The following is a 20,211-nucleotide window of genomic DNA, read 5'->3' as shown; positions in this document are numbered from 1 at the left end:
AGAAGTGCTTTAGTTGACGCCATGCCCAACCCCGCGATCCTCACCGTCGACGACGACCCGGCCGTCTCCCGGGCGGTCGCCCGCGACATCCGCCGCCGCTACGGCGACCGCTACCGGGTGGTACGAGCCGACTCCGCGGAGACGGCGCTGGAGGCGCTGCGCGAGCTGAAACTGCGCGGTGAGCAGGTCGCCGTGCTGATCGCCGACTACCGGATGCCCCAGCTGACCGGCATCGAGTTCCTCGAGGCCGCCATGGATCTCTTCCCGGCGGCGCGTCGGGTGCTGCTGACCGCGTACGCCGACACCGACGCGGCGATCAACGCGATCAACGTGGTCGACCTCGACCATTACCTGCTCAAGCCCTGGCATCCGCCGGAGGAGAAGCTCTATCCGGTGCTGGACTCGCTGATCGAGGCGTGGCAGGCCACCGCGGCGGCGCCGACCGCCGACCTGCGGGTGGTCGGGCACCGCTGGTCGGCCCCCTCGTTCAAGGCGCGCGATTTCCTGGCCCGCAACCTGGTGCCGTTCCGCTGGGTGCTCGCCGACGAACCCGAGGGCGCCGAGTTGCTGGCGGCGGCGGGGGTGACCGCGAACGACGTACCCCTGATCGTCACGACCGATGGCAAGTCGCTGGTGCAGCCAGGCGAGGCCGACCTGGCCGCGCACGTGGGGCTGACCACGGCGCCGGCCGCGGACTTCTACGACCTGGTGGTCGTCGGGGCCGGCCCGGCCGGGCTCGGCGCCGCCGTCTACGGCGCCTCGGAGGGGCTGCGGACCGTGCTGGTCGAGCGGCGGGCCACCGGCGGGCAGGCCGGGCAGAGCAGCCGGATCGAGAACTACCTCGGTTTCCCGGATGGCGTCTCCGGTGCCCAGCTGACCGACCGGGCCCGCCGGCAGGCGCTGCGGTTCGGCGCCGAACTGCTCAGCGCCCGCGAGGTGGTGGCCCTGGAGGACGCCGGGGCGGCGCGCGTGCTGCGGTTCGCCGACGGCAGCAGCATCGCCACCCACACCGTCGTGCTCGCCACCGGTGTCTCGTACCGGATGCTCCCCGCGCCCGGGCTGGCGGAGCTGACCGGCCGCGGCTGCTTCTACGGCTCCGTGGCGAGCGAGGCGCCGAGCTGCTCCGGGCAGGACGTCTACATCGTGGGCGGAGCGAACTCCGCCGGCCAGGCCGCCGTGCACTTCTCCCGGTACGCCCGACGGGTGCACCTGCTGATCCGTGGCGCCGACCTGACCCGGTCGATGTCCAGCTACCTGATCGAGCAGATCGCACAGATCGACAACATCGAAGTCCACCCGCACACGGAGGTGGTCGGCGGGGCCGGCCGGGAACACCTCGAGGAGGTGACCCTGCGCGACATCCGCAGCGGCGACGTCCGCCGCGTCGACACCTCGTGGCTGTTCGTGTTCATCGGAGCGGAGCCCCGCACCGACTGGCTCGACGGCGCGGTCGCCCGTGACCCGCGCGGGTTCGTCCTCACCGGCCCCGACCTGACCAGGGGTGGCCGCCGGCCGTCAGGCTGGAGCCTGCCGCGCGACCCGTACCACCTGGAGTCCAGCATGCCCGGGGTCTTCGCCGCCGGCGACGTACGGGCCGAATCGGTGAAGCGGGTCGCCTCGGCCGTCGGCGAGGGTGCGATGGCCGTGTCGCTCGTGCACCGCTACCTGGAGGCACAGTGACCAGCGAACCCGGGCGGCTCACCCCCGACGAGCTTCGTGGCCTCTTCCTCTTCGAGGCGCTCACCCCACAGCAGCTGACGCACCTGGCCGAACACGGCCGGATCGAACAGCGCCCCGCCGGCGAGGCCGTGTACGTCGAGGGCGAGCCGGCGAGCTGCTTCTACGTGCTGCTCGACGGCACGGTGGCGATGCGCCGCCGGGTGCAGGGCGACGACGTCGAGGTCAGCCGGACCAGCCAGCGCGGCGTGTACGGCGGGGCGATGCAGGCGTACGTCGGTGACCTGGCCGAGCAGCGGTACGCCAACAGCCTCTTCGCGGTGACCGACTGCGAGGTGTTCGCCCTGCCCGCCGAGATCATCGCCGAGGCGATGCGTACCTGGTTCCCGATGGCCACCCATCTCCTGGAGGGGCTGTTCATCGGGATGCGCAACACGCAGACCATCGTCGGCGAACGGGAGCGGCTGCTGGCGCTGGGTGCCCTCTCGGCGGGGCTGACCCACGAGCTCAACAATCCGGCGGCGGCCGCGGTCCGGGCCACCTCCGCGCTGCGCGGCCGGGTCGCGAAGATGCGTCACAAGCTCGCGCTGATCGCCGACGGTCGGCTCGACGGCCGGCGCCTGCACGACCTCGTCGCCCTGCAGGAGGAGGCGGTGAAGCGGGCCGCCACCGCGCCGCCGCTGACCCCCCTCGCGGCCAGCGACGCCGAGGACGAGCTCGCCGACTGGCTCGACGACCACGGCGTCCGGGGAGCCTGGGAGGTCGCCCCGACGCTGGTCGCCGGCGGCATCGACGCGGGGTGGCTGAGCCAGGTCGACGCCGCTGTCGGCGCCGACGACCTGGAGTCGGCGATCCACTGGATCACGTACACCATCGACACCGAGCTGCTGATGGGCGAGATCGACGACGCCGTCGGCCGGATCTCCGGGCTCGTCGGAGCCGCGAAGCAGTACTCCCAGCTGGACCGCGCGCCCTACCAGACCGTCGACGTCCACGACCTGCTCGACGCCACCCTGGTCATGCTCCAGGCCAAGATCCCGTCCGGGGTGCAGGTGGTGAAGGAGTACGACGAGAACCTGCCGGCCATCCCGGCGTACGCCGCCGAGCTGAACCAGGTCTGGACCAACCTGGTCGACAACGCGCTCGGCGCGATGGGCGAAACCGGCACGCTGACGGTCAGGACCGGCCGCAAGGAAGACCGGCTGATCGTCGAGATCCGCGACACCGGCAGCGGTGTCCCGCCGGAGATCCGGCCGCGCATCTTCGAACCGTTCTACACGACGAAGCCGGTCGGCGAAGGCACCGGCCTCGGCTTGGACATCTCCTACCGGATCATCGTCAACAAACACCACGGGGACATCCGGGTGCAGTCGCAGCCCGGCGACACCCGGTTCGTCGTGCTGCTACCGATGACGCCCGGATAGCCGGGCGTGGCGCGCGGCCATGATCGGTGGAAAGGGCCTAGGTCAGGAGCACCGTTACGCCGGCGGCCCGCAGATCGGCGACAACCTTCTCGTCGGCGGCGTCGTCGGTGACCAGGGTGTGCACGGCCGATGCGGCACAGATCTTGGCGAAGGAGTGGCGGCCGAGCTTCTCCGAGCCGGCCACCACGATTACCTGGCGGGCCCGGCTGACCATCAACGCGTCGATGCCCGCCTCGCTCTCGTCGTGGCACGAGGTCCCCTCGATGGAGAATCCATCGACGCCGAGGATGAGGGTGTCCAGCCACAGGGACTGCATAACCATGCTGGTCAGCGGCCCGGTCAGCTCGTACGACTGGGGCAGGGCGACCCCGCCGAGGATGACCGTGCGCAGGGACGGTCGCAGCACCATCTCGGTGGCGATGTTCAGCGCGTTCGTCACCACCGTCAGGGCCGGCCGGTGGGTGGCCTGCGCCAGGTCGGGTCGCGCCGCGATGTGCCGGGCGGTGGCCGAGGTGGTGGTGCCTCCGTTCAACCCCACCACGCTGCCCGGTTCGATGAGCCCGGCGGCGGTGGCGGCGATGCGTTCCTTGGTGCTGTGGTCGCCGCGGTGGCGGTAGCGGACCGGCAGATCGTAGGCGACCGAGCTGGCCACGATGCCACCGTGGGTGCGGGTCACCAGGTGCTGTTCGGCCAGGGCGGTGAAATCACGGCGGACGGTCGCTTCGGAAACCTGCAAGGCGGTGGCGGCCTCGAGGACGGAGAGCCGCCCGCCCCGCTCGGCCAGGATCTCCAGCAGGGCCTGTAGCCGGCGAGCGCGATCGGCCAGCCCGCCGCCCGCGGCGGCCCCCGTCGCGGTCTCGGTCGAGGTCATTTCACGGCTCCCGCCGTCAGACCCGCAACCAGGCGCTTCTCTACCAGCGCGAAGAGGATGACCACGGGCACGATGCTAACTATCGAGACGGCGAACACGTAATGCCACGCGGAGTCGTACTGGCCGACGAACTTCGTGATCGCCACCGACAGCGGCTGGTTTTCCGCGGTGGTGAGGATGACCAGGCTCGCCGCGAACTCGTTCCAGCAGGCGATGAAGGTGAAGATGATGGCGGTGACGATGCCGGGCCAGACCAGCGGCAGGGTCACGTGGCGTAGCGTCTGGAGCTTGCTGGCGCCGTCCACCAGTGCCGCCTCGTCGATCTCCTTGGGCAGGCCGGCGAAGAAGCTGTGCATGATCCACACGGCGAAGCTGAGGTTGAAGGCGGCGTTGACGAGAATCATCGCCAGCCAGGTGTCGTCGATGCCGAGCGCCAGGAACTGCCGGAACAGTCCGGGTGCCAGCACGGTCGGCTGGAGCATCTGGGTGGCCAGCACGAGCAGCAGGAACACCCCGCGGCCGGGAAACGGGTGCTTGGCCGTGTAGTAGGCGGCGGGCAGGGCGACCGCGAGCACCAGCATGGTCCCGCAGAGCGAGATGATCAGGGTGGAGGCCAGGTTGTACGGCAGGGGCGCCTCGGGCGTGGACCACATGGTGAGGTAGTTGGACGGGATCCACTCCGTCGGCAGGTACGTGGGCGGTATGCCCAGGATCTCCGCGTGCTTCTTGAAGGACCCGATGAGCATCACCAGGTACGGCGCCAGGAACACCAGCGCCACCACCACGCCGGCGGCCGTCTTCGTCCAGCGCCGGCCCTGGCGGCGGCGCGGTCGGGAGCCTCGGTGCGCGTCCGCCGCGCTCGCGCCCGCACGTCGGCCGGTCGTCTCCGGGGTCGTGGTAACCACTGCTACTCGTCTCTCATCGGTCGGAGAGCCGCCAGGTAGATGCCGATCACCGCGAGGACGATCAGGAAGTTCACCACGCTGAGCGCGCTGGCGAGATCGACCTGCCGGTCCTGCTGTACGTACTTGAAGATCAACGTGGTCGTGGTGTCGGCGTCGTACCCGGGGATGCTGCCGGTCATCGTGCGCAGGATGGGCAGGGAGTTGAAGACGTTGATGATGTTGATCAGGACCGCGACGGCGATGGCGGGCCGCAGGATGGGCAGCACGATTCTGCGATAGATGCGCCCGGGCCCGGCGCCGTCCATCCGGGCCGCCTCGACGATGTCGTCCGGCACCGTCTGCAGGCCCGCGAGGATGGTGTAGGTGGTGAACGGAAGGGACACGAACACCGCCACCACCATGGACACCACGAACGCGGGCACCGGTCGGCGGGTGAAGCCGAACCCGGCGTCGAGGATGCCGAGGTCGACCAGGAACTGGTTGAACACGCCGTAGAAGGGGTCGAGCGCGTAGTAGAAGACGGTCGAGGTCATCACGACGCTGGCTGCCCATGGCACGATCACCGCCAGCCGGACCAGGCGCCGGCCGGGGAAGGCCTGGTTCAGCAACTGCGCCAGAGCCAGGGAGATCAGCAGCGTCACGAGGACCACGCCGACGACCCAGATGATCGTGTTGGTGAACACCCTGCCCAGCGCGGGGAAGTTCAGCAGTGCCACGAAGTTGTCGAGTCCTGCCGGGCCGCGGTCGACGCCGGCCTGCGAGACGTCCCGGGAGGACGTCCACACCATGTAGGCGGCGGGGAACAGGACGATTGTGAGGATCAAGGCCAGCGCGGGCATCAGCCAGGGCAGGGCCCGCACCAACTCCCGGCGCGCCGGTGGTGCGGGCCTGCCGGGCGGCAGCTGCACCTGGGTGTTCTGCTCGCTCATCGTGTCCTCAATGGGATGAGTGCGACGGCCGCTGCTAAGCGTCGGCCTTGGCCTGGATGCCGGCGAGCACGGCCTGAGGTTGCTTGCCCTGCCCGATCTGGCCGATCTGGCCCTGCAGTGCGCCCTGAGTGGCCGCCCAGCGGGGGTTGGTGCTCGGGTAGAACTTGGCGCCCGGCAGGACCTCCAGGAAGCTGGCGATCTCCTTCTTGTCCTTCAGCGCCTGCGCCCCGGACTTCGTGGTGGGCAGGAAGCCCTCCGTGTCGACGAACTTCCGGTAGACCTCGGCGCTGAAGAAGTAGTCCAGGAAGGCCTTGATCGCCTCCTGCTTGCTGCCGTCGTTCTTGAACGCCATGAGGTGGTCGGCCACCCCGAGGGTCATCGGCTGCCCGTCCTTGGTGGGAATCGGGGCGGTCCCGTACTTGAGCTGCGGGTTCTTCTGCGCGATCTGACCCACCGTCGGAGGCAGGCCGACAGCCATGGCGATCTTGCCCTGGATGAACACGTCCAGCATGGGCGTGCGGTCGCTCGCTCCGGGGTCGGGCTGGGTGAGCCCGGCGTCGATCATCCGCTTCATGAACTGCACCGCTTCGACGTTGCGCGGGTTGTCGACGGTGATCTTGTCGCCCTCGTTCCAGGAGCCGCCGTTGCCGAAGATCCAGAGCGAGGTCTCCGCCTGGGCCTCCTCGCTGCCCAGCGGCATGCCGTAGCCGTAGACACCCGCGTTGAGGTTCTTGATTTTCTGTGCGGCGTCGTACAGCTCCTGCCAGGTTGCCGGGGGCTTGGTCACGCCCGCCTTGTCGAGCAACTCCTGGTTGTAGAAGAGGGTGCGGGCCGAGGCGATCATCGGCAGGCCGTACATGGTGCCGTCGATCGAGGCGTTCTTGGCGAAGGAATCCTGGAAGTCGGCCAGGATGTCGGGGGAGACCACGTCGGCGGCGGGGTAGAGCAGGTCGTCGGAGGCGAAGCCGGAGAAGGCGTCGATGTTGAGGATGTCCGGCGTCGCCTTCGCCTGCACCTTGGTGCGGATGACGTCGTTGATGTTGTCCCAGGACTGGATCTCGAGGTTGACGGTGATGTCCGAGTGCTTCGCCTGGAAGTCGGCGATGATGCCCTCCCAGAGGGCCTTGGTGCCGTTGCTGTAGCTGGGGACCAGCAGCGACAGCTTCCTGCTGTCGCCGCTCGCGTCGTCCTTGCCGCCGAAACCGCAGGCGGTCATGGTCAGGGCGGCGAGCGCGACTGCCGCCGACAGGCGCAGGAACCGTTTCATCTCTGCCTCCATGATGGATGGACCATGAACAGCTGTGATCAGATCCGGGTGTCGCTGATTGTTCTTGACCGACTAACGCGCTAATCATTCATGATCGCGCTGCTCTTGCGATTCTGTGACGCCGGTCGATCGACGTCAAGACCAACCGCTCACGATTCGGTCACGGTCGGCGCTCGTCCGGCCATCGATGCCTGCGGGTTGGCCCCGCCGGACACGAGTCGGCAGAAATGGGTCACCCTCTCGGCCATCGCCTCCCGGGCCGGCGCCAGATACCGGCGCGGGTCGACCAGCTCGGGGTGCGCGGCCAGGGCGCCGCGCACGGCGCCGGTGAAGGCCACGTTCAGCGCCGTACCGATGTTCACCTTGACGATGCCACCGCGCACGGCCCGGCCCAGTTCCTCATCGGGCACGCCGGACGAGCCGTGCAGCACCAGCGGCACCGCTATCTCGGCCCGCAGCCGCCCGATCAGGGTGTGGTCCAGCACGGCGCTGCGGGTGGTCATGGCGTGCGTGGACCCGACCGCGACAGCGAGGGCGTCCACACCGGTCCGCGCCACGTACGACGCCGCCTCGGCCGGATCGGTGCGGGCACCGGGGGCGTGCGGGTCCACCGGCGGCTCGCCGTCCTTACCACCGATCGTGCCCAACTCGGCCTCGACCCACAGTCCCCGGGCGTGGGCGAATTCGGCGACCGCCCGGGTCGTCGCGACGTTCTCCCGGTACGGCAACCTCGATGCGTCGACCATGATCGAGCCGAAGCCGTGCTCCGCGGCCTGGCGCCACAGGTCGGGGGAGACGACATGGTCGAGGTGCAGCGCCACGTCGACCGTGGCCGACGCCGCGACGGCCCGGGTCGCGGCGGCGATCGGGGCGAGCCGAGAGTCGTGGAACCGTACGGCGTTCTCGCTGATCTGCAGGATCACCGGTCGCGCCGCGGCCTCCGCGCCGGCGACGATCGCCTCGGCGTGCTCCAGGCTGATCACGTTGAACGCGCAGACCGGCCCGGCGGCGACGATCTGTCCGGTCGGCACCAGCGCCATCACAGCTCCTTGAGGGTCACAGCCCGGCGCAGCCGCCGGTAGTCGGACAGGTCCACGCTTCCCGCCACCGGCGCCCGCACCGCCGCCGCGGACAGCGCCACCGCATCGGTGAGCCGTTCCGGCCAGGGCCGACGGTGGATCATGCCGTGAGCCAGGGCGGCGACGCAGGCGTCCCCCGCCCCGGTCGGGTTGCCGGCGACCGGATGCGGCAGGAACCCGTGCCAGCTGCCCTGTCCGGTCCGGGCGAGCAGTCCCGCCGGGCCGAACGAGGCCACGACGGAACGCGCTTCGAGCGCGCGTACCGCGGTGACGGCCGCAGCCGGCCGGGGGAGTGCCTGCCCGACGAGGCCGGCCAGCTCCTCGGCATTTGGCTTGACCAGATCGGGGCGCGCGCTCAGGCCGTGCCGCAACGGCTCACCGCTGCTGTCCAGCACCGTCAGGGCGTTGGCGTCGCGGGCCGCCCCGATCAACGCGCGGTACGCATCAGCTGGTACACCTGGCGGCAGGGAGCCGGAGAGCACGACCACCGCCGCGCCGCGTACCAGGTCGGCGAACCGGCTGAGGAAGGCGCCCCACTCGTCCGGGCTGACCATCGGCCCGGGTTCCCACAGCCCGGTCGCCGCGTCCGGTTCGGCCACGACCACCGTGCGCCGGGACTCGGCCGCGATCGGCACGAACGCCTCCCTAACCCCTTCGTCGGCGAGCAGGGACCGGATCCGCGCGCCGCAGGCGCCGCCCGCCAGCCCGGTCGCGACGACCGGGTCGCCGAGGGCACGCAGGACGCGGGCCACGTTGACGCCCTTGCCGCCCGCCCGCTCGGCCACCTCCGCGACCCGGTGGGTGCTGCCCGGCACGAGGGCGGGGATGCGGTACGTCACGTCGAGCGCGGCGTTCAGCGTGACGGTGAGGATCATCCGTCGAGCCCCGCACCGGCGGTCTGGCCTCCGGTCAGGATCACCGAGCGGGTCAGGTGGCGTGGCGCGTCCGGGTCGAGGCCCCGGCGGCGGGCCAGGGCGACGGCCAGCCGCTGCGCGAGGATCAGCTCGGCCATCGGATCGCGTACGGAGTGGACGAAAGCGGCGCCGGTGCCGGCCACCTCCTCCGGCAGCCCCGCCGGCACGGCCCCGAACGCCCACACCGCCCGGCCGGGGCCGGCAATGGCGATCGGGCCGTGCCGGTAGTCCATGGCCGGGTACGCCTCCGCCCAGAAGCGGGCGGCTTCACGGCACTTGAGCCCTGCCTCGTGGGCGAGGCCGACCGTCCAGTCCCGACCGACGAACGTGACCTGTTCCAGCGTGGTGGGGTCCAGCGGGAGCGGTGCCGTCAGGGCTTCCGCCGCGTCGTGGACCGCCTGGTCGAGGCTCTCACCGAAAGGCGCGCGGAGCACCGCCAGCGCGGTCGTGGCGAACCGGGTCTGCACCACGGACTTCTCGTCGGCGAACGGCAGGCAGACCGGGTCGTCCACCAGGGCCACGGCCGGGGACCTCGGGTCGCCGATGATGCCTGTGCTGCGGGTGTCGGCTGCGATGGCGCGCAGGACGTCGAGCACCTCGCTCGTCGTGCCGGACCGGCTGATCACCACCACCCGGTCGTAGCGGCGCTGCCGCGGGAACTCCGACGCCGCGAACGCGTCCGTCTCGCCGAGGCCGGCCCGTTCGCGCAGTCCCGCGTACGCCATCGCCATGAACCAGGACGTGCCGCAGCCGACGACGGCGACCCGCTCGCCGCGCCGGGGCAGCTGTTCGGTGCTTGAGCCCGCGAGCGCGATGGCCCGTTGCCAGCACTCGGGCTGGCTGGCGATTTCCTCATCGACGTGTGTCATGACACTCCGACCTGCTGCTCGCAACGAACTCCTCGGAGCGCGCGAAACCGCGCGGTTCGGCAGCGATCCGAGCGTAAATCGACGACAGCCACTTGGGCAATCCGTCACGCGGCATTCCACGGTGGCCGAGGCTCTTGCGGCGCAGGCCCTTGTCATCGATGAGCTTTTGAACGACACTGCTCGATATCAAGAGCAACTTGGCAGGTTCGATCAGTCTCCGTCACAGAGGAGTGATCACGTGGCCCCATCCGCTCACTTCAATCCGTCCCGTCGTGACCTGCTCCGGTCCGGTGTCGTGCTGGGTGCCGCCGCCGGCCTGAGCGGCGCGGTGGGCGCCCCCGCAGCCGCCGACGGCGCCACCGGCACCGAACCGCGCCGCGGCAGCGACGAGAAGAGCATGACCAACGTCCCGTTCGAAGGGTTCGATCGAGTCCGCATCGGGCTCATCGGCCTCGGCAACCGCGGCGGCGACCAGGACCGGCGGTTCGGCGCGGTCGGCACGGTCACCGCGGTCTGCGACATCCGGCCCGAGCGGGTAAGCCGCACCATCGGCCGGATCATGCAGCAAGGCTTCCAGGACGCACCGCCGGCCGGCTACTCGGCGGGGGAGGAGGACTACCTCAACCTGGTCCGCCGCGACGACATCGACCTCATCTACATCGCCACCCCCTGGGAGTGGCACTACCCCATGGCCAAGGCCGCCATGGAGCACGGCAAGCACGTCGCCGTGGAGTTGCCGATCGCGCCGTACCTCGATCAGATCTGGGATCTGGTGCGCACCTCGGAGCGGACCAGGAAGCACTGCCTGCTGCTGGAGAACGTCAACTACTTCCGCCCCGAGATGGCGATGTTCAACATGGCCCGGCAGGGGATCTTCGGCGACCTGCAGCACGCCTCCGGCGGATACGTCCACGACCTGCGCTGGCCGTACACGTTCGGCGGCGCCTACTACCCCGAGCATTGGCGGCGCCGCTGGCAGACCAGGATGAACGCCTCGCACTACCCCACCCACGGCCTGGGGCCGGTGTCGGCCACCCTGGGCATCAACCGCGGCGACCGGTTCGAGGAACTGATCTCCGTGGCGTCCCTGCCTAAGGCGCTGGCGCTCTTCCGCGCCGAGGACCCCCGGGTCGGCCCCGACCACCCGTCCTGGGATGACGAGCCCTACATCTCCGGCGACCGGCACACCTGCTTCGTCACCACGACCAGCGGACGGTTCATCCGGGTGGAGCACGACGTGAACTCCCCGCACCCGTACAGCAGGGAGACCACGCTCACCGGCACCCGAGGGACGATCGAGCTCGACAACGCCCGGGTCTACCTCGAGTCGCTCGGGCACAGCAACCACAGCTGGCGGACCGGCAACGAGTACAACACGATCCTGCGGCAGCACGACCACTGGTTGTGGCCGACGCTGGAGAGCCTGGCCGGCCAGTACGGCGGCCACGGCGGCGGGGACTTCATCGCCATCTGGCGTCTCGTCCAGACGATGCGCCTCGGGATGACCCCCGACATCGACGTCTACGACTCGGCGGCGTGGTGCTCGGTGATCCCGCTCAGCCACGAGTCGTTGAAGACCGGCCGGATGCATCCGGTCAAGGTGCCCGACTTCACCCGCGGCCACTGGCAGGCGGCGCGACCCACGTTCGACCGGCCGAAGCCCGAGGACCCGGTGCTGGACAAGAACTGACGCAGGCCGAGCAAGCACGTGCCGACGGCAGGCTCCCCGGGGTGCGGAGCCTGCCGTCGGACCGATCAAGGGGTGCAGGTGATCATCGGGGCCGCCCAGTCGGCGTGATCGTAGTTGGCGCCGTCGAGCGTGTCCGTCCGAAGTTCGATGACGTCCACCCCGCTGACCGCGAGGTCCAGCGGTACGCCGGCGCCCGCTCCGGTGGCCTCGGCACCGGTGAGCTTGACACCGTCTCCCCACACCTCGAAGCCGACCCGGCCCCGGTCACCGACCTCGTCGTCGATCCCGACGGTGACGGTGAACCGGCTGCAGCGCGCGCCGAGGAAGTAGCCGATCCTGCCCGGCGCGTGGGTGCCGAGGCCCTTCGGGTAGACGGTGCCCGCGATCGTCAACGGCTTACCGTCCCCGGGGGCCGTCTCGCCGTTGCTCCGGTCCTTCTCGACCGGGCCCCAGCCGTTCTCGGCGTACAGCCAGGTCAGGTCGGACAGCTGCGACGAGCCGGCCGGGGGTGCGGTCGCCACGGTGAACCGTCCGGCTGCCGTGCCGCCGTACACCTGGTTGCGCCAGGTCCAACTGGCGCTTGCGGTCAGGTCCACCGGACCGAGGTCGGGTCGGTCCGCGGTGAGCGACCAGGTGGCCGTACCGGTCGTGCCGGGACCGATCGAGCCGACCTGGGTCGGCCCGGTCGCCGTCGCGGCCCACCCCTCCGGCGCGGTCAGCAGCAGCCGGGCCCTCGTGACGGCGGTCGTGCCGTCGTTGTGGACCTTCACCGTGACGGTGTTCGCCTCGGCGCCGTCGACGTACGGCTTCCCCGGCGTGGCCTCGACCACGACCATCGGCGGCAGGCCCTTCCCGCCGGGGCTGACCCGCAGCATCACCGCATCGTGCCCCGGGACCTGGGCGCGGATCGTGCCAGCGGAGACGGGCGTGGTGTTGGTCCACAGGTTCCGCACCGCGTACCCGGTGTCGGCCGGCGGCAGCCCGAGCTCGGCCGCGGTGGTGCCGAGCACGGCCGGCGTGGAGGCCCGGTTGAGCAGGACGACGGCGACCGAGCCGTCCGACATCTTCTTGGTCCACACCTCGGTGTCGCCGGAGTCCCGCAGCTTCGCGCCCTGGCGCCCGCTCCAGTCCTGGTTGACCGCGAGCAGGTCCGGATCGGTCAGCTGGTTGCGTGCCCACGCCGGCATCGAGCGGATGTCGTTGCCCGCGATCAGCGGCGCGTTCAGCACCGCCCAGAGGCTCATGTGGGCGCGGCTCTCGCCCTGCGTCAGGCCAGGATTGCCCACCTCGAGCATGTCCGGGTCGTTCCAGGCGCCCGGACCGGAGTACGCCTCCAGCCCGACCTGTTGGTCGAGGATCGACATCACGCTCGGCCAGGAGTCGGTGATGTCGCCGGTGGTCCGCCACAGGTCGCCACCGACGGAGTCACCCCACAGCCACGGCTGGTTGGCGCCCCACTCGCAGATGCTGTACACGATCGGCCGGCCGGTCTTCTTCAGCGCGTCACCCATCGCCTGGTACCGCTGTTGCGCGGGGACGCCCTGGTTGTTGCAGTTGTCGTACTTGAGGTAGTCGACGCCCCAGTCGGCGAACGTCTGGGCGTCCAGTTCCTCGTGGCCGAGGCTGCCCGGCATCGTGCGAGCGCAGGTCTCGGTGCCGGCGCTGGTGTAGATGCCGAGCTTGAGCCCCTTGGCATGGACATAGTCCGCCAGCGCCTTGATGCCGCTGGGGAACCGTTCGTGGTGGGGAACGTACTTCCCGGACGCCGGGTCGCGCTCCTGCTCGGCCCAGCAGTCGTCGATGTTGACGTACTGGTAGCCGGCCGCGGCCATCCCGGACGAGACCATCGCGTCGGCGGTGTCGCGGATCAGCTTCTCGTTGATGTCGCAGGCGAAGGTGTTCCAGCTGTTCCAACCGAGCGGTGGCGTCGCCGCCAGGATCGGTTCGGCCGCCGGCGCTGCGGTCACGTCGTGGACCGACGTTGCGGCGGACGCCGGGACGGTGACGGTCATGGCGAGGACGAGAGCGAGGGCGGTGGTGGCAACTGTTCGCATGGCGGCTCCTGAGGGGCGGCTGGTGCGATGCAGATCTATGTAAGAACGTAAATGTATCTGTGCGGTTACGTCAACACGTGTGCGAAAATGTTTGACGCTTCGACGCGGCCCGACGCCCAGGCGTACCCGGTGGAACCAAGGCCGGATCGGCGCGATCAGATCCCGCCGGTCCCGGAGGCGTTTCCGCATGTTCATGTGCGGCGAGGAGAACGACACGCTGTCGCACCTGCCGAAACTGGCCGCGGGCGGGTGGAGCTCGCGGAGATCCCGCACAGCGGGCACTGGCCGATGTGCGCCAACCCGGTCGCGATGTGGGAACGGATCGCCGCGTTCCTGCCGCAGGGCCACCCTATTGAGGTCGAGTGAGCGGGACGGCCGGCTCAACGCGCCGGACCGCTCCGGGCCCGGTGGCGGCGTACCGCGTCACGGTTGGCGCACCGTGGTGAGCAGTAGCGCTGCTTGCCGGTCCGGGACAGGTCGGCGTAGATCGTGCGGCATCCGTCCCGGGCGCATCGGCCCAGCCGGTCCATGCCGCGACCGGTCAGGTGCAGGGCGGTGCCGACACTGATCAGGGCGCGGAGCACGGCCGACAACGGCACGCCGTCGTCCCGGTAGTGCAGGTGCCAGGGGCCGTCCGCGTGATTGGTGAGCCGGGGGTACGTCGACGCACTGGCCAGCATGCGGTTGAGCAGCTCCGCCCGCTCGTCCGCCGAGGCGGCGTCGACGATCTCGGACCACTCCTCGACCAACCGGAGGGTGACCGAGAGGTCGACGTCCCGCACCGGCATGTCCATCACCACCCCGGCCGTCCGGCATCGGCGGGCCAGTTCCGGCACCGATCGGGGCGGGTCGTTGGCCAGTTCGACGGCCAGCCGTACCGGGTCGGTGCCGTAAGGGTTGAGATGCATAATGCCATTACAGCAGGCTGTGACCATGAGCGACAGCGACGGGCATGTCTGGCGGACCCGGTCCCGGCACCGGACGAGCGACGGGATCATCTACTACCAGTCCTGCCACTGCGGGCGGTGGCGGATCCGTGCCGGTCGACAGGCCGGAATCCCGGTCGAGACCCGGCCCCTCTCGACGTACCGGCCGCATCGCTGAGCCAGATCCGGCAACCGGGATGCCCCACCCCGTTGCGACGTTGGATGGCTGGAACCCCACAGAAGTTTCGTCAGCTGTCTGGTGATCCCACTCCGAGCTGGCAGCTACGGTCTTGTGGCCGGCAGAGAGATCGGTGAATGAAGGCGGCGGAGGCGGTCGCCTGCCGGCAGGCGACCGACGGGTTCCGGCGATGCCTGGGGAGCGGTATGCCCCGGCAAGGGGGGACGGCGTTGGTCGGACGGCTGGCAACCTCAGCCATGGCACGAAACCGGATCAGACCGAGCACGTCTCACTGCTCACGTCGACACGAGCCGGGTCGAACTACCGACTGTGGCGGGCGGCCCGGGCCCTTCGGGATCGCCGGCTGACGATAGAAGGGACTCTTGATGGCGCGACGAAAGCTGCGCCCGCGGGCGGCCGGCCTCACCGCCGTGTCCGCCGCGGTGACGCTGGCTCTTTCGCTAGGGGTTGCGGGACCGGCCGCGGCCAGCCCGGACGAGGTCGGGCCGGTCTTTGTCGACGGGCAGGCTCAGATCGTCCCGGAGTTTGCGAACTCCAGCAGCTGGATCCGGCAGCGGTTGTGGGTGGAGACCGAGTTCGACTCCGACGGCGACGGCAAGCTCGACCGCATGCACGTGGACGTCACCAGGCCGGCGCAGACCGAGCAAGGGTTGAAGGTCCCGGTTGTCTACGAGAGCAGCCCTTACTACGCCGGTACGGCGTCCAGCCAGTCGCAGTACTTCTGGAACGTCCGACACGAGCTCGGTGAGCAACCGCCGGCCCGGCTCTCACCGCCACTGATCGCGCACCAGCCGGGTCGGACCTCGGTGTCCACCAGCGAGGTCAGCACCTGGGTGCCGCGCGGGTTCGCCGTGGTCCACTCCGATTCTCCGGGTACCGGGCTGTCGCAGGGCTGCCCGACGGTCGGCGGACCCAACGAGTCGCTGGCGCCGAAGGCGGTGATCGACTGGTTGAACGGCCGCGCGAAGGGCTACACCAGCGTCACCGGGGATCAGGAGGTCTCGGCGACCAGTTGGGCGACCGGCAAGGTCGGCATGACCGGTACGTCGTACAACGGCACTCTGCCGCTCGCCGCCGCGACCACCGGAGTCGACGGTCTCGAGGCGATCATCCCGATCGCGCCGAACACGTCGTACTACCACTACTACCGCTCCAACGGGCTGGTCCGGAATCCCGGCGGTTGGGTCGGCGAGGACATCGACTACCTGTTCGACTACATCAACAGCGGCTATCCGGAGCGCCGGGCGTACTGCATCGACACGATCCGGGTCGGCGAGATGAACCGCAACCAGGACCGGGCGAACGGCGACTACAACGACTTCTGGGCCGGCCGGGACTATCTCCACGCGGTCGGGACCGTCAAGGCCGCCACTCTGATGGCGCACGGGTTCAACGACTGGAACGTGGTGCCTGAGCACAGCGTGCGGATCCTCGAGGCGCTGAAGGCGCAGGGCACGCCGGTGCAGGCGTACTACCACCAGGGCGGGCACGGCGGTGCCCCGCCGCTGGACATGCGCAACCGGTGGTTCACCCGCTACCTGTACGGCGTCCAGAACGGGGTCGAGAACGACGCCCGGGCCTGGGTGGTGCGCAACGAGACCGGTGCCAGCCAGCTCACCCCGTACGCGGACTACCCCAACCCGGCCGCGGCGCCGGTCACCATGGTGCTGAAGCCCGGCGGTGACGCCACCGGCGAGCTGACCTCGTTGGCTCGGCCCGGCAAGGGTGTGGAGTCGCTGGTCGATGCCGGCAACACCGCGTGCAATGCCGGCGCGCTGGCCACCACGGTGTCCGACCATCGGCTGCTCTACGTGACGCCGGAACTCACCGCGCCGGTGCACATCTCCGGTACGGCGCAGGTGACGCTCCGGATGAGCGCGAGCAAGCCGGCGGCCAACCTGTCGGTGGCGCTGGTGCGGCTGCCGTGGACCGGCGGATCGGGTTGCGAGTCGAGTACCCGGGGCACTACGACGAGCATCATCACCCGGGGCTGGGCGGACCCGCAGAACCGCCACTCGCTCACCCGGAGCGAGCCGCTCGTGCCCGGCGAGTTCGTCGACGTGACCGTACCGCTGCAGCCGGATGACCAGGTCATCCCGGCCGGCTACCGGATCGGCCTGATGGTCTTCTCCACCGACCACGAGTTCACGCTGCACCCGGCCCCGGGCACCGTGCTCAACGTCGACCTGGCCGCAACGGCCCTGCGGCTGCCCGTGGTCGGCGGCCCGTTGGCGATGCCGGTCTGCGCGAGCACCGACGCCCGGACGACGGTGGTGGTCGGCGGCGTCGACAGCGGTGTGCCCAACCACCCGCTGGCCGGCAACTGCACGATCAACGACCACCTCCTCGACGGGGAGCAGTGGTCGAACCACGGCCAGTTCGTGACCCACGTCAACCAGGTCGCGGACCAGCTGGTCGCGGCCGGGGTGGTCACCTCGGGGCAGCGCGGGTCCATCGTGTCGGCGGCCGCCCGGTCGCGCATCGGCAAGTGACGAAGTAGCACGGAGCCTTCCGTGGGCGCCGCACGTAGACGTTGGACGGGCGGCGCCCACGGAAGTTCTGTCAGGTGTCCGGTGATTCTCGCTCGGTGCCCGGAGGCAGCTTCCGGTGGCCGGAGGGAACGCCGGCGGATGAAGGTGAGGTGGAGAGCGAGTGAGACTGAAGGTCGCGACCCTCGCGGCGCTAGCCCTGGTGGCCGGCTTGCTGACCGGCGCCGGCCCGGCGAGCGGCGCTCCGGCGGACGGCCCGCCGATGCCGTTGCCCAACCCGAAGGTCCATCCGATTCAAGTCACCGGCCCGGCGGCCGAGCGGTTGAATCTGATCATCCTCGGTGACGGCTACCAGTGGGACCAGCAGGGGATTTTCCTGAAGGACGTGGACCGCAACCTGGCCATCATGTGGGCCACGGAGCCGTTCCGGACCTACCGCGACTACATCAATGTGTACGCGGTGGAGATCGCCTCGATCGACTACGGCGTCCGGTGCGACCCGGATGGCCGGGTACGCAACCCGGACGGCACGATCCGGGACACCGGCCAGCGTGAGGGTCCGATCGACGCCAAGAACACCGCGCTGCGAATGATCTACCAGAACGGCTGTAATGACCCGCTGTCGCGCGGCACCGTCTACGGCGGCGCGCCGGTGAACTGTCAGAACTTCGCCGCCTACTACCCACCGGGTGTGAACCCGTGTGAGACCGGGAACCAGGCGCACAACCGGATCATCGACAACTATGTCGCGCCGGTCCTGGGTATCCCGCGCACGGCGCAGAACCTGCAGACCCTGGCGATCTTCAATACGTTCACCTACGGCGGGATCGGCGGCACCCAGGCGACGACCTCCGGCGGCTCCCCGCAGGGCCCGCTGATCTCGTTGCACGAGATCGGTCACTCGCTCGGCACGCTGGTCGACGAGTACCCGTACTCGTCCCGTGACGTGGTGCGACCCTGCTACACCGGCGGTGAGCCCAGCAGCTTCCACCACACCGTCTACAGCGACCCGCAGAAGATGGTCGAGGACCAGCAGAAGTGGTGGCGCTGGGTCGGTGAGGAGAGCCTGTCCGGCGGCACGATCGGGGTGCACGAGGGCGGCGGCATGTACCCGTGCGGTCAGCGCCGGCCGAGCGAGCATTCGATGATGCGCTGGATCGGGTTCGACTTCGACCAGATCGGCCTCGAGCACATGGTCGCCCGGGTGACCGGTATGCGTAACTCCGGGCAGATGAACGTCCGGCACACCCCGCTGGGCACGGTGCCGTCCGACAGCGTGCTGTGGGTCGAGCCCGGGCAGCCGCGCTACCACGAGCTGAAGGTGACCTGGCGAGTCGGTGGTCCGAACGGCACCGTGCTCGACACGCACAACAGCAGCAGCCTCGACCTCGGCGAGTTGGACCTGCCCGCCGGGACCGTGGTGCACGTCGAGGTGCGGGACCCGGTGGGGCCGGACGGCATCGACTGGGTCCGCAACCCGTCGACCGCCAACACGGCCACGAACTCGGGCTACAACGGAGCGCGGTTCGTGCAGACCCGGCAGTGGACGGTGGGTGACACCAAGGTGACCCCGTCGTCGCCGGCCGCGACCATCACCGGCTCCACGCCGAACACCCAGCCGGTCGCCGGCGACGAGGTGGTCTACGTGCGGACGAACCACCCGGCCGACCGGATCCTCGACGTGGCCTGGTCGCTCGACGGCAAGACGCTGCCGAACCCGCACAACAGCCGCAACCTCGACCTCGGCGCACTGAAACTGGCGCCGGGCACCCACCAGCTGGCCGCCACGGTGACCGACCCGGCCGATCCGGGTGGCGTCTCCGACCGGATCGACTGGACCGTCGACAACGCGATGCCGTCCGCGCCGCGTACCCTGTCGGAGCCGCTGACCCGGCTCGCGGACAGCATGGAGCACCCGGTGTACTTCAACGGGTGGGACATGTGGCTGGACCCGCAGGACGACCACACCGGCTATGCCGAGGACCGCTACGTCGTTGGCCAGCTCCGGCTGAACAAGGACGGCTGGTTCAACTACTTCGGGTTCCCCGAGCAGCCGATGCCCGAGTCGCCGTTCCAATTCCGTCACTCGGGCACGAACATCAAGGCCCTGACGTACGGCAACCTCGGTACCGGCGGCCTGTCGAAGGCGGCGTTCGAGCAGACCCTGCCCGACGACCACCCGGGCGGCGGGTTCGTGCCGGGGTTCGGCACGCACCTGGTCGAGCACCGGGCCATCGATGCGGCCGGCAACGTCGGCGAGCCGAGCGCCTACCGGGCCACGGTGCTGCCGGGCTCGTCGCCCGACTGCACGAGGACCCTGACCGGCCAGCAGCCGCGGGTCGTGGTCAGCGAGGGGGTGACCTGTCTCAAGGGTGCCCAGGTGAACGGTGGGGTGTCGGTGCGTCCGGGCGCTTCGCTGGTGGTCAGTGACAGCTCGATCGACGGCGGGTTGACGGCGACCGGCGCTCAGGCGGTGCAGCTGTTCGGCAGCACGGTGAACGGCCTCGCCCGGATCACCGGAGCCACCCGGGACGTGACCATCGCGGGCAGCACCTTCAACGGCTCGCTCACCCTGTCGGACAACGTCCAGGTGACGGCCAACGACCGGTTCAGCCGGCTGGCCGGCGCCTACGGGCCGATCCTGGTCGGTAGCCGGGTCAACGGACCGCTGAGCTGCACCGGCAACAGCGCGGCGGTGAAGGACTTCGGCGCGCCGAACACGGTGACCGGTGCCAAGGGCGGTGACTGCGCGGCTCTGTAGCGCGCCGTTGCTGCAACAGGAACATCTGGTGGGCCGGCAGTCGCCGGCCCACCAGTCTCTTACCGTTGTTGCCCTGCGCTGGATCGACCAGCCGAGTGCAATGTTACTGGGGAGGCTCTTCTGTGCCTCTTATGGCTATCTATCCGCTTTCCGAGCC

15 protein-coding genes are annotated in these 20,211 nt (G+C 69.9%); 6 read left to right on the top strand and 9 right to left on the bottom strand.

Annotated features, from left to right (window positions below; all coding sequences use genetic code 11):
- Positions 1–21: 21 nt before the first annotated feature.
- Positions 22–1,680, top strand: coding sequence for an FAD-dependent oxidoreductase (locus ACFYM6_RS15535; protein ID WP_387275870.1), 1,659 nt, complete (start codon positions 22–24; stop codon positions 1,678–1,680).
- Positions 1,677–3,101 carry an ATP-binding protein gene (locus tag ACFYM6_RS15530; RefSeq protein WP_387275868.1) on the top strand — a complete coding sequence of 475 codons (1,425 nt, stop codon included), beginning with the start codon at positions 1,677–1,679 and terminating at the stop codon, positions 3,099–3,101. The genes ACFYM6_RS15535 and ACFYM6_RS15530 overlap by 4 nt, the downstream gene beginning before the upstream one ends.
- A 37-nt stretch (positions 3,102–3,138) precedes the next feature.
- Here the strand turns inward: ACFYM6_RS15530 and ACFYM6_RS15525 are convergent, their stop codons facing one another.
- From ACFYM6_RS15525 to ACFYM6_RS15495, 7 genes are all read right to left on the bottom strand, one after another.
- Complete coding sequence (locus ACFYM6_RS15525; RefSeq protein ID WP_387275866.1) at positions 3,139–3,972, bottom strand: DeoR/GlpR family DNA-binding transcription regulator; 834 nt, start codon at positions 3,970–3,972, stop codon at positions 3,139–3,141.
- Complete coding sequence (locus ACFYM6_RS15520) at positions 3,969–4,877, bottom strand: carbohydrate ABC transporter permease (RefSeq protein WP_387275864.1); 909 nt, start codon at positions 4,875–4,877, stop codon at positions 3,969–3,971. Before ACFYM6_RS15520 ends, ACFYM6_RS15525 begins: the two co-directional genes overlap by 4 nt.
- A 2-nt stretch (positions 4,878–4,879) precedes the next feature.
- Positions 4,880–5,806 (bottom strand): carbohydrate ABC transporter permease, encoded by a 927-nt coding sequence (locus tag ACFYM6_RS15515; RefSeq protein ID WP_387275862.1) that lies wholly within the window; start codon positions 5,804–5,806, stop codon positions 4,880–4,882.
- A gap of 34 nt (positions 5,807–5,840) precedes the next feature.
- The gene (locus ACFYM6_RS15510) at positions 5,841–7,073 is read right to left on the bottom strand and encodes an extracellular solute-binding protein (protein ID WP_387275860.1); all 1,233 of its coding nucleotides are present in this window, start codon (positions 7,071–7,073) and stop codon (positions 5,841–5,843) included.
- A 149-nt stretch (positions 7,074–7,222) separates the two neighbouring features.
- Entirely contained in the window at positions 7,223–8,113 is an 891-nt protein-coding gene (locus ACFYM6_RS15505) for a ketose-bisphosphate aldolase (RefSeq protein ID WP_387275859.1), read from the bottom strand.
- Positions 8,113–9,027 (bottom strand): 1-phosphofructokinase family hexose kinase, encoded by a 915-nt coding sequence (locus ACFYM6_RS15500; protein ID WP_387275857.1) that lies wholly within the window; start codon positions 9,025–9,027, stop codon positions 8,113–8,115. The genes ACFYM6_RS15505 and ACFYM6_RS15500 overlap by 1 nt, the downstream gene beginning before the upstream one ends.
- The gene (locus ACFYM6_RS15495; protein ID WP_387275856.1) at positions 9,024–9,935 is read right to left on the bottom strand and encodes an SIS domain-containing protein; all 912 of its coding nucleotides are present in this window, start codon (positions 9,933–9,935) and stop codon (positions 9,024–9,026) included. The genes ACFYM6_RS15500 and ACFYM6_RS15495 overlap by 4 nt, the downstream gene beginning before the upstream one ends.
- Before the next feature lie 238 nt (positions 9,936–10,173).
- On the opposite strand from ACFYM6_RS15495, the gene ACFYM6_RS15490 reads away from it, so the two are divergent.
- A complete protein-coding gene (locus tag ACFYM6_RS15490; protein ID WP_387275855.1) occupies positions 10,174–11,625 on the top strand; it encodes a Gfo/Idh/MocA family oxidoreductase in 1,452 nt (483 codons plus the stop codon).
- A gap of 65 nt (positions 11,626–11,690) precedes the next feature.
- Here ACFYM6_RS15490 and ACFYM6_RS15485 read toward each other — a convergent pair whose 3' ends face one another.
- Positions 11,691–13,679 (bottom strand): NPCBM/NEW2 domain-containing protein, encoded by a 1,989-nt coding sequence (locus ACFYM6_RS15485; RefSeq protein WP_387275853.1) that lies wholly within the window; start codon positions 13,677–13,679, stop codon positions 11,691–11,693.
- Between the two features lie 380 nt (positions 13,680–14,059).
- Complete coding sequence (locus tag ACFYM6_RS15480; RefSeq protein ID WP_387275852.1) at positions 14,060–14,587, bottom strand: CGNR zinc finger domain-containing protein; 528 nt, start codon at positions 14,585–14,587, stop codon at positions 14,060–14,062.
- Positions 14,588–14,612: 25 nt separating this feature from the next.
- On the opposite strand from ACFYM6_RS15480, the gene ACFYM6_RS15475 reads away from it, so the two are divergent.
- The 3 genes from ACFYM6_RS15475 (at position 14,613) to ACFYM6_RS15465 (ending at position 20,054) form a co-directional block, all read left to right on the top strand.
- Positions 14,613–14,783, top strand: coding sequence for a hypothetical protein (locus ACFYM6_RS15475; protein ID WP_357436047.1), 171 nt, complete (start codon positions 14,613–14,615; stop codon positions 14,781–14,783).
- A gap of 386 nt (positions 14,784–15,169) precedes the next feature.
- Positions 15,170–17,296, top strand: coding sequence for a Xaa-Pro dipeptidyl-peptidase (locus tag ACFYM6_RS15470; protein WP_387275850.1), 2,127 nt, complete (start codon positions 15,170–15,172; stop codon positions 17,294–17,296).
- Positions 17,297–17,456: 160 nt separating this feature from the next.
- Positions 17,457–20,054 carry a M64 family metallopeptidase gene (locus tag ACFYM6_RS15465; protein ID WP_387275848.1) on the top strand — a complete coding sequence of 866 codons (2,598 nt, stop codon included), beginning with the start codon at positions 17,457–17,459 and terminating at the stop codon, positions 20,052–20,054.
- Positions 20,055–20,211 lie beyond the last annotated feature (157 nt).

The sequence above is a fragment of the Micromonospora sp. NPDC006431 genome (assembly GCF_042870725.1).
Taxonomy (GTDB): Bacteria; Actinomycetota; Actinomycetes; order Mycobacteriales; family Micromonosporaceae; genus Micromonospora.
Note: the sequence above shows the minus strand (reverse complement) of the source record. Positions and strands in the feature narration are given on the sequence as shown.

What these genes read in the sequence shown, in the direction of transcription:
- ACFYM6_RS15535 (WP_387275870.1), top strand. Translation starts at nt 22, where the DNA reads ATGCCCAACCCCGCGATCCTCACCGTCGACGACGACCCGGCCGTCTCC.
- ACFYM6_RS15480 (WP_387275852.1), bottom strand. Translation starts at nt 14,587, where the DNA reads ATGCATCTCAACCCTTACGGCACCGACCCGGTACGGCTGGCCGTCGAA.
- ACFYM6_RS15485 (WP_387275853.1), bottom strand. Translation starts at nt 13,679, where the DNA reads ATGCGAACAGTTGCCACCACCGCCCTCGCTCTCGTCCTCGCCATGACC.
- ACFYM6_RS15470 (WP_387275850.1), top strand. Translation starts at nt 15,170, where the DNA reads ATGGCGCGACGAAAGCTGCGCCCGCGGGCGGCCGGCCTCACCGCCGTG.
- ACFYM6_RS15515 (WP_387275862.1), bottom strand. Translation starts at nt 5,806, where the DNA reads ATGAGCGAGCAGAACACCCAGGTGCAGCTGCCGCCCGGCAGGCCCGCA.
- ACFYM6_RS15510 (WP_387275860.1), bottom strand. Translation starts at nt 7,073, where the DNA reads ATGAAACGGTTCCTGCGCCTGTCGGCGGCAGTCGCGCTCGCCGCCCTG.
- ACFYM6_RS15495 (WP_387275856.1), bottom strand. Translation starts at nt 9,935, where the DNA reads ATGACACACGTCGATGAGGAAATCGCCAGCCAGCCCGAGTGCTGGCAA.
- ACFYM6_RS15525 (WP_387275866.1), bottom strand. Translation starts at nt 3,972, where the DNA reads ATGACCTCGACCGAGACCGCGACGGGGGCCGCCGCGGGCGGCGGGCTG.
- ACFYM6_RS15505 (WP_387275859.1), bottom strand. Translation starts at nt 8,113, where the DNA reads ATGGCGCTGGTGCCGACCGGACAGATCGTCGCCGCCGGGCCGGTCTGC.
- ACFYM6_RS15475 (WP_357436047.1), top strand. Translation starts at nt 14,613, where the DNA reads ATGAGCGACAGCGACGGGCATGTCTGGCGGACCCGGTCCCGGCACCGG.
- ACFYM6_RS15500 (WP_387275857.1), bottom strand. Translation starts at nt 9,027, where the DNA reads ATGATCCTCACCGTCACGCTGAACGCCGCGCTCGACGTGACGTACCGC.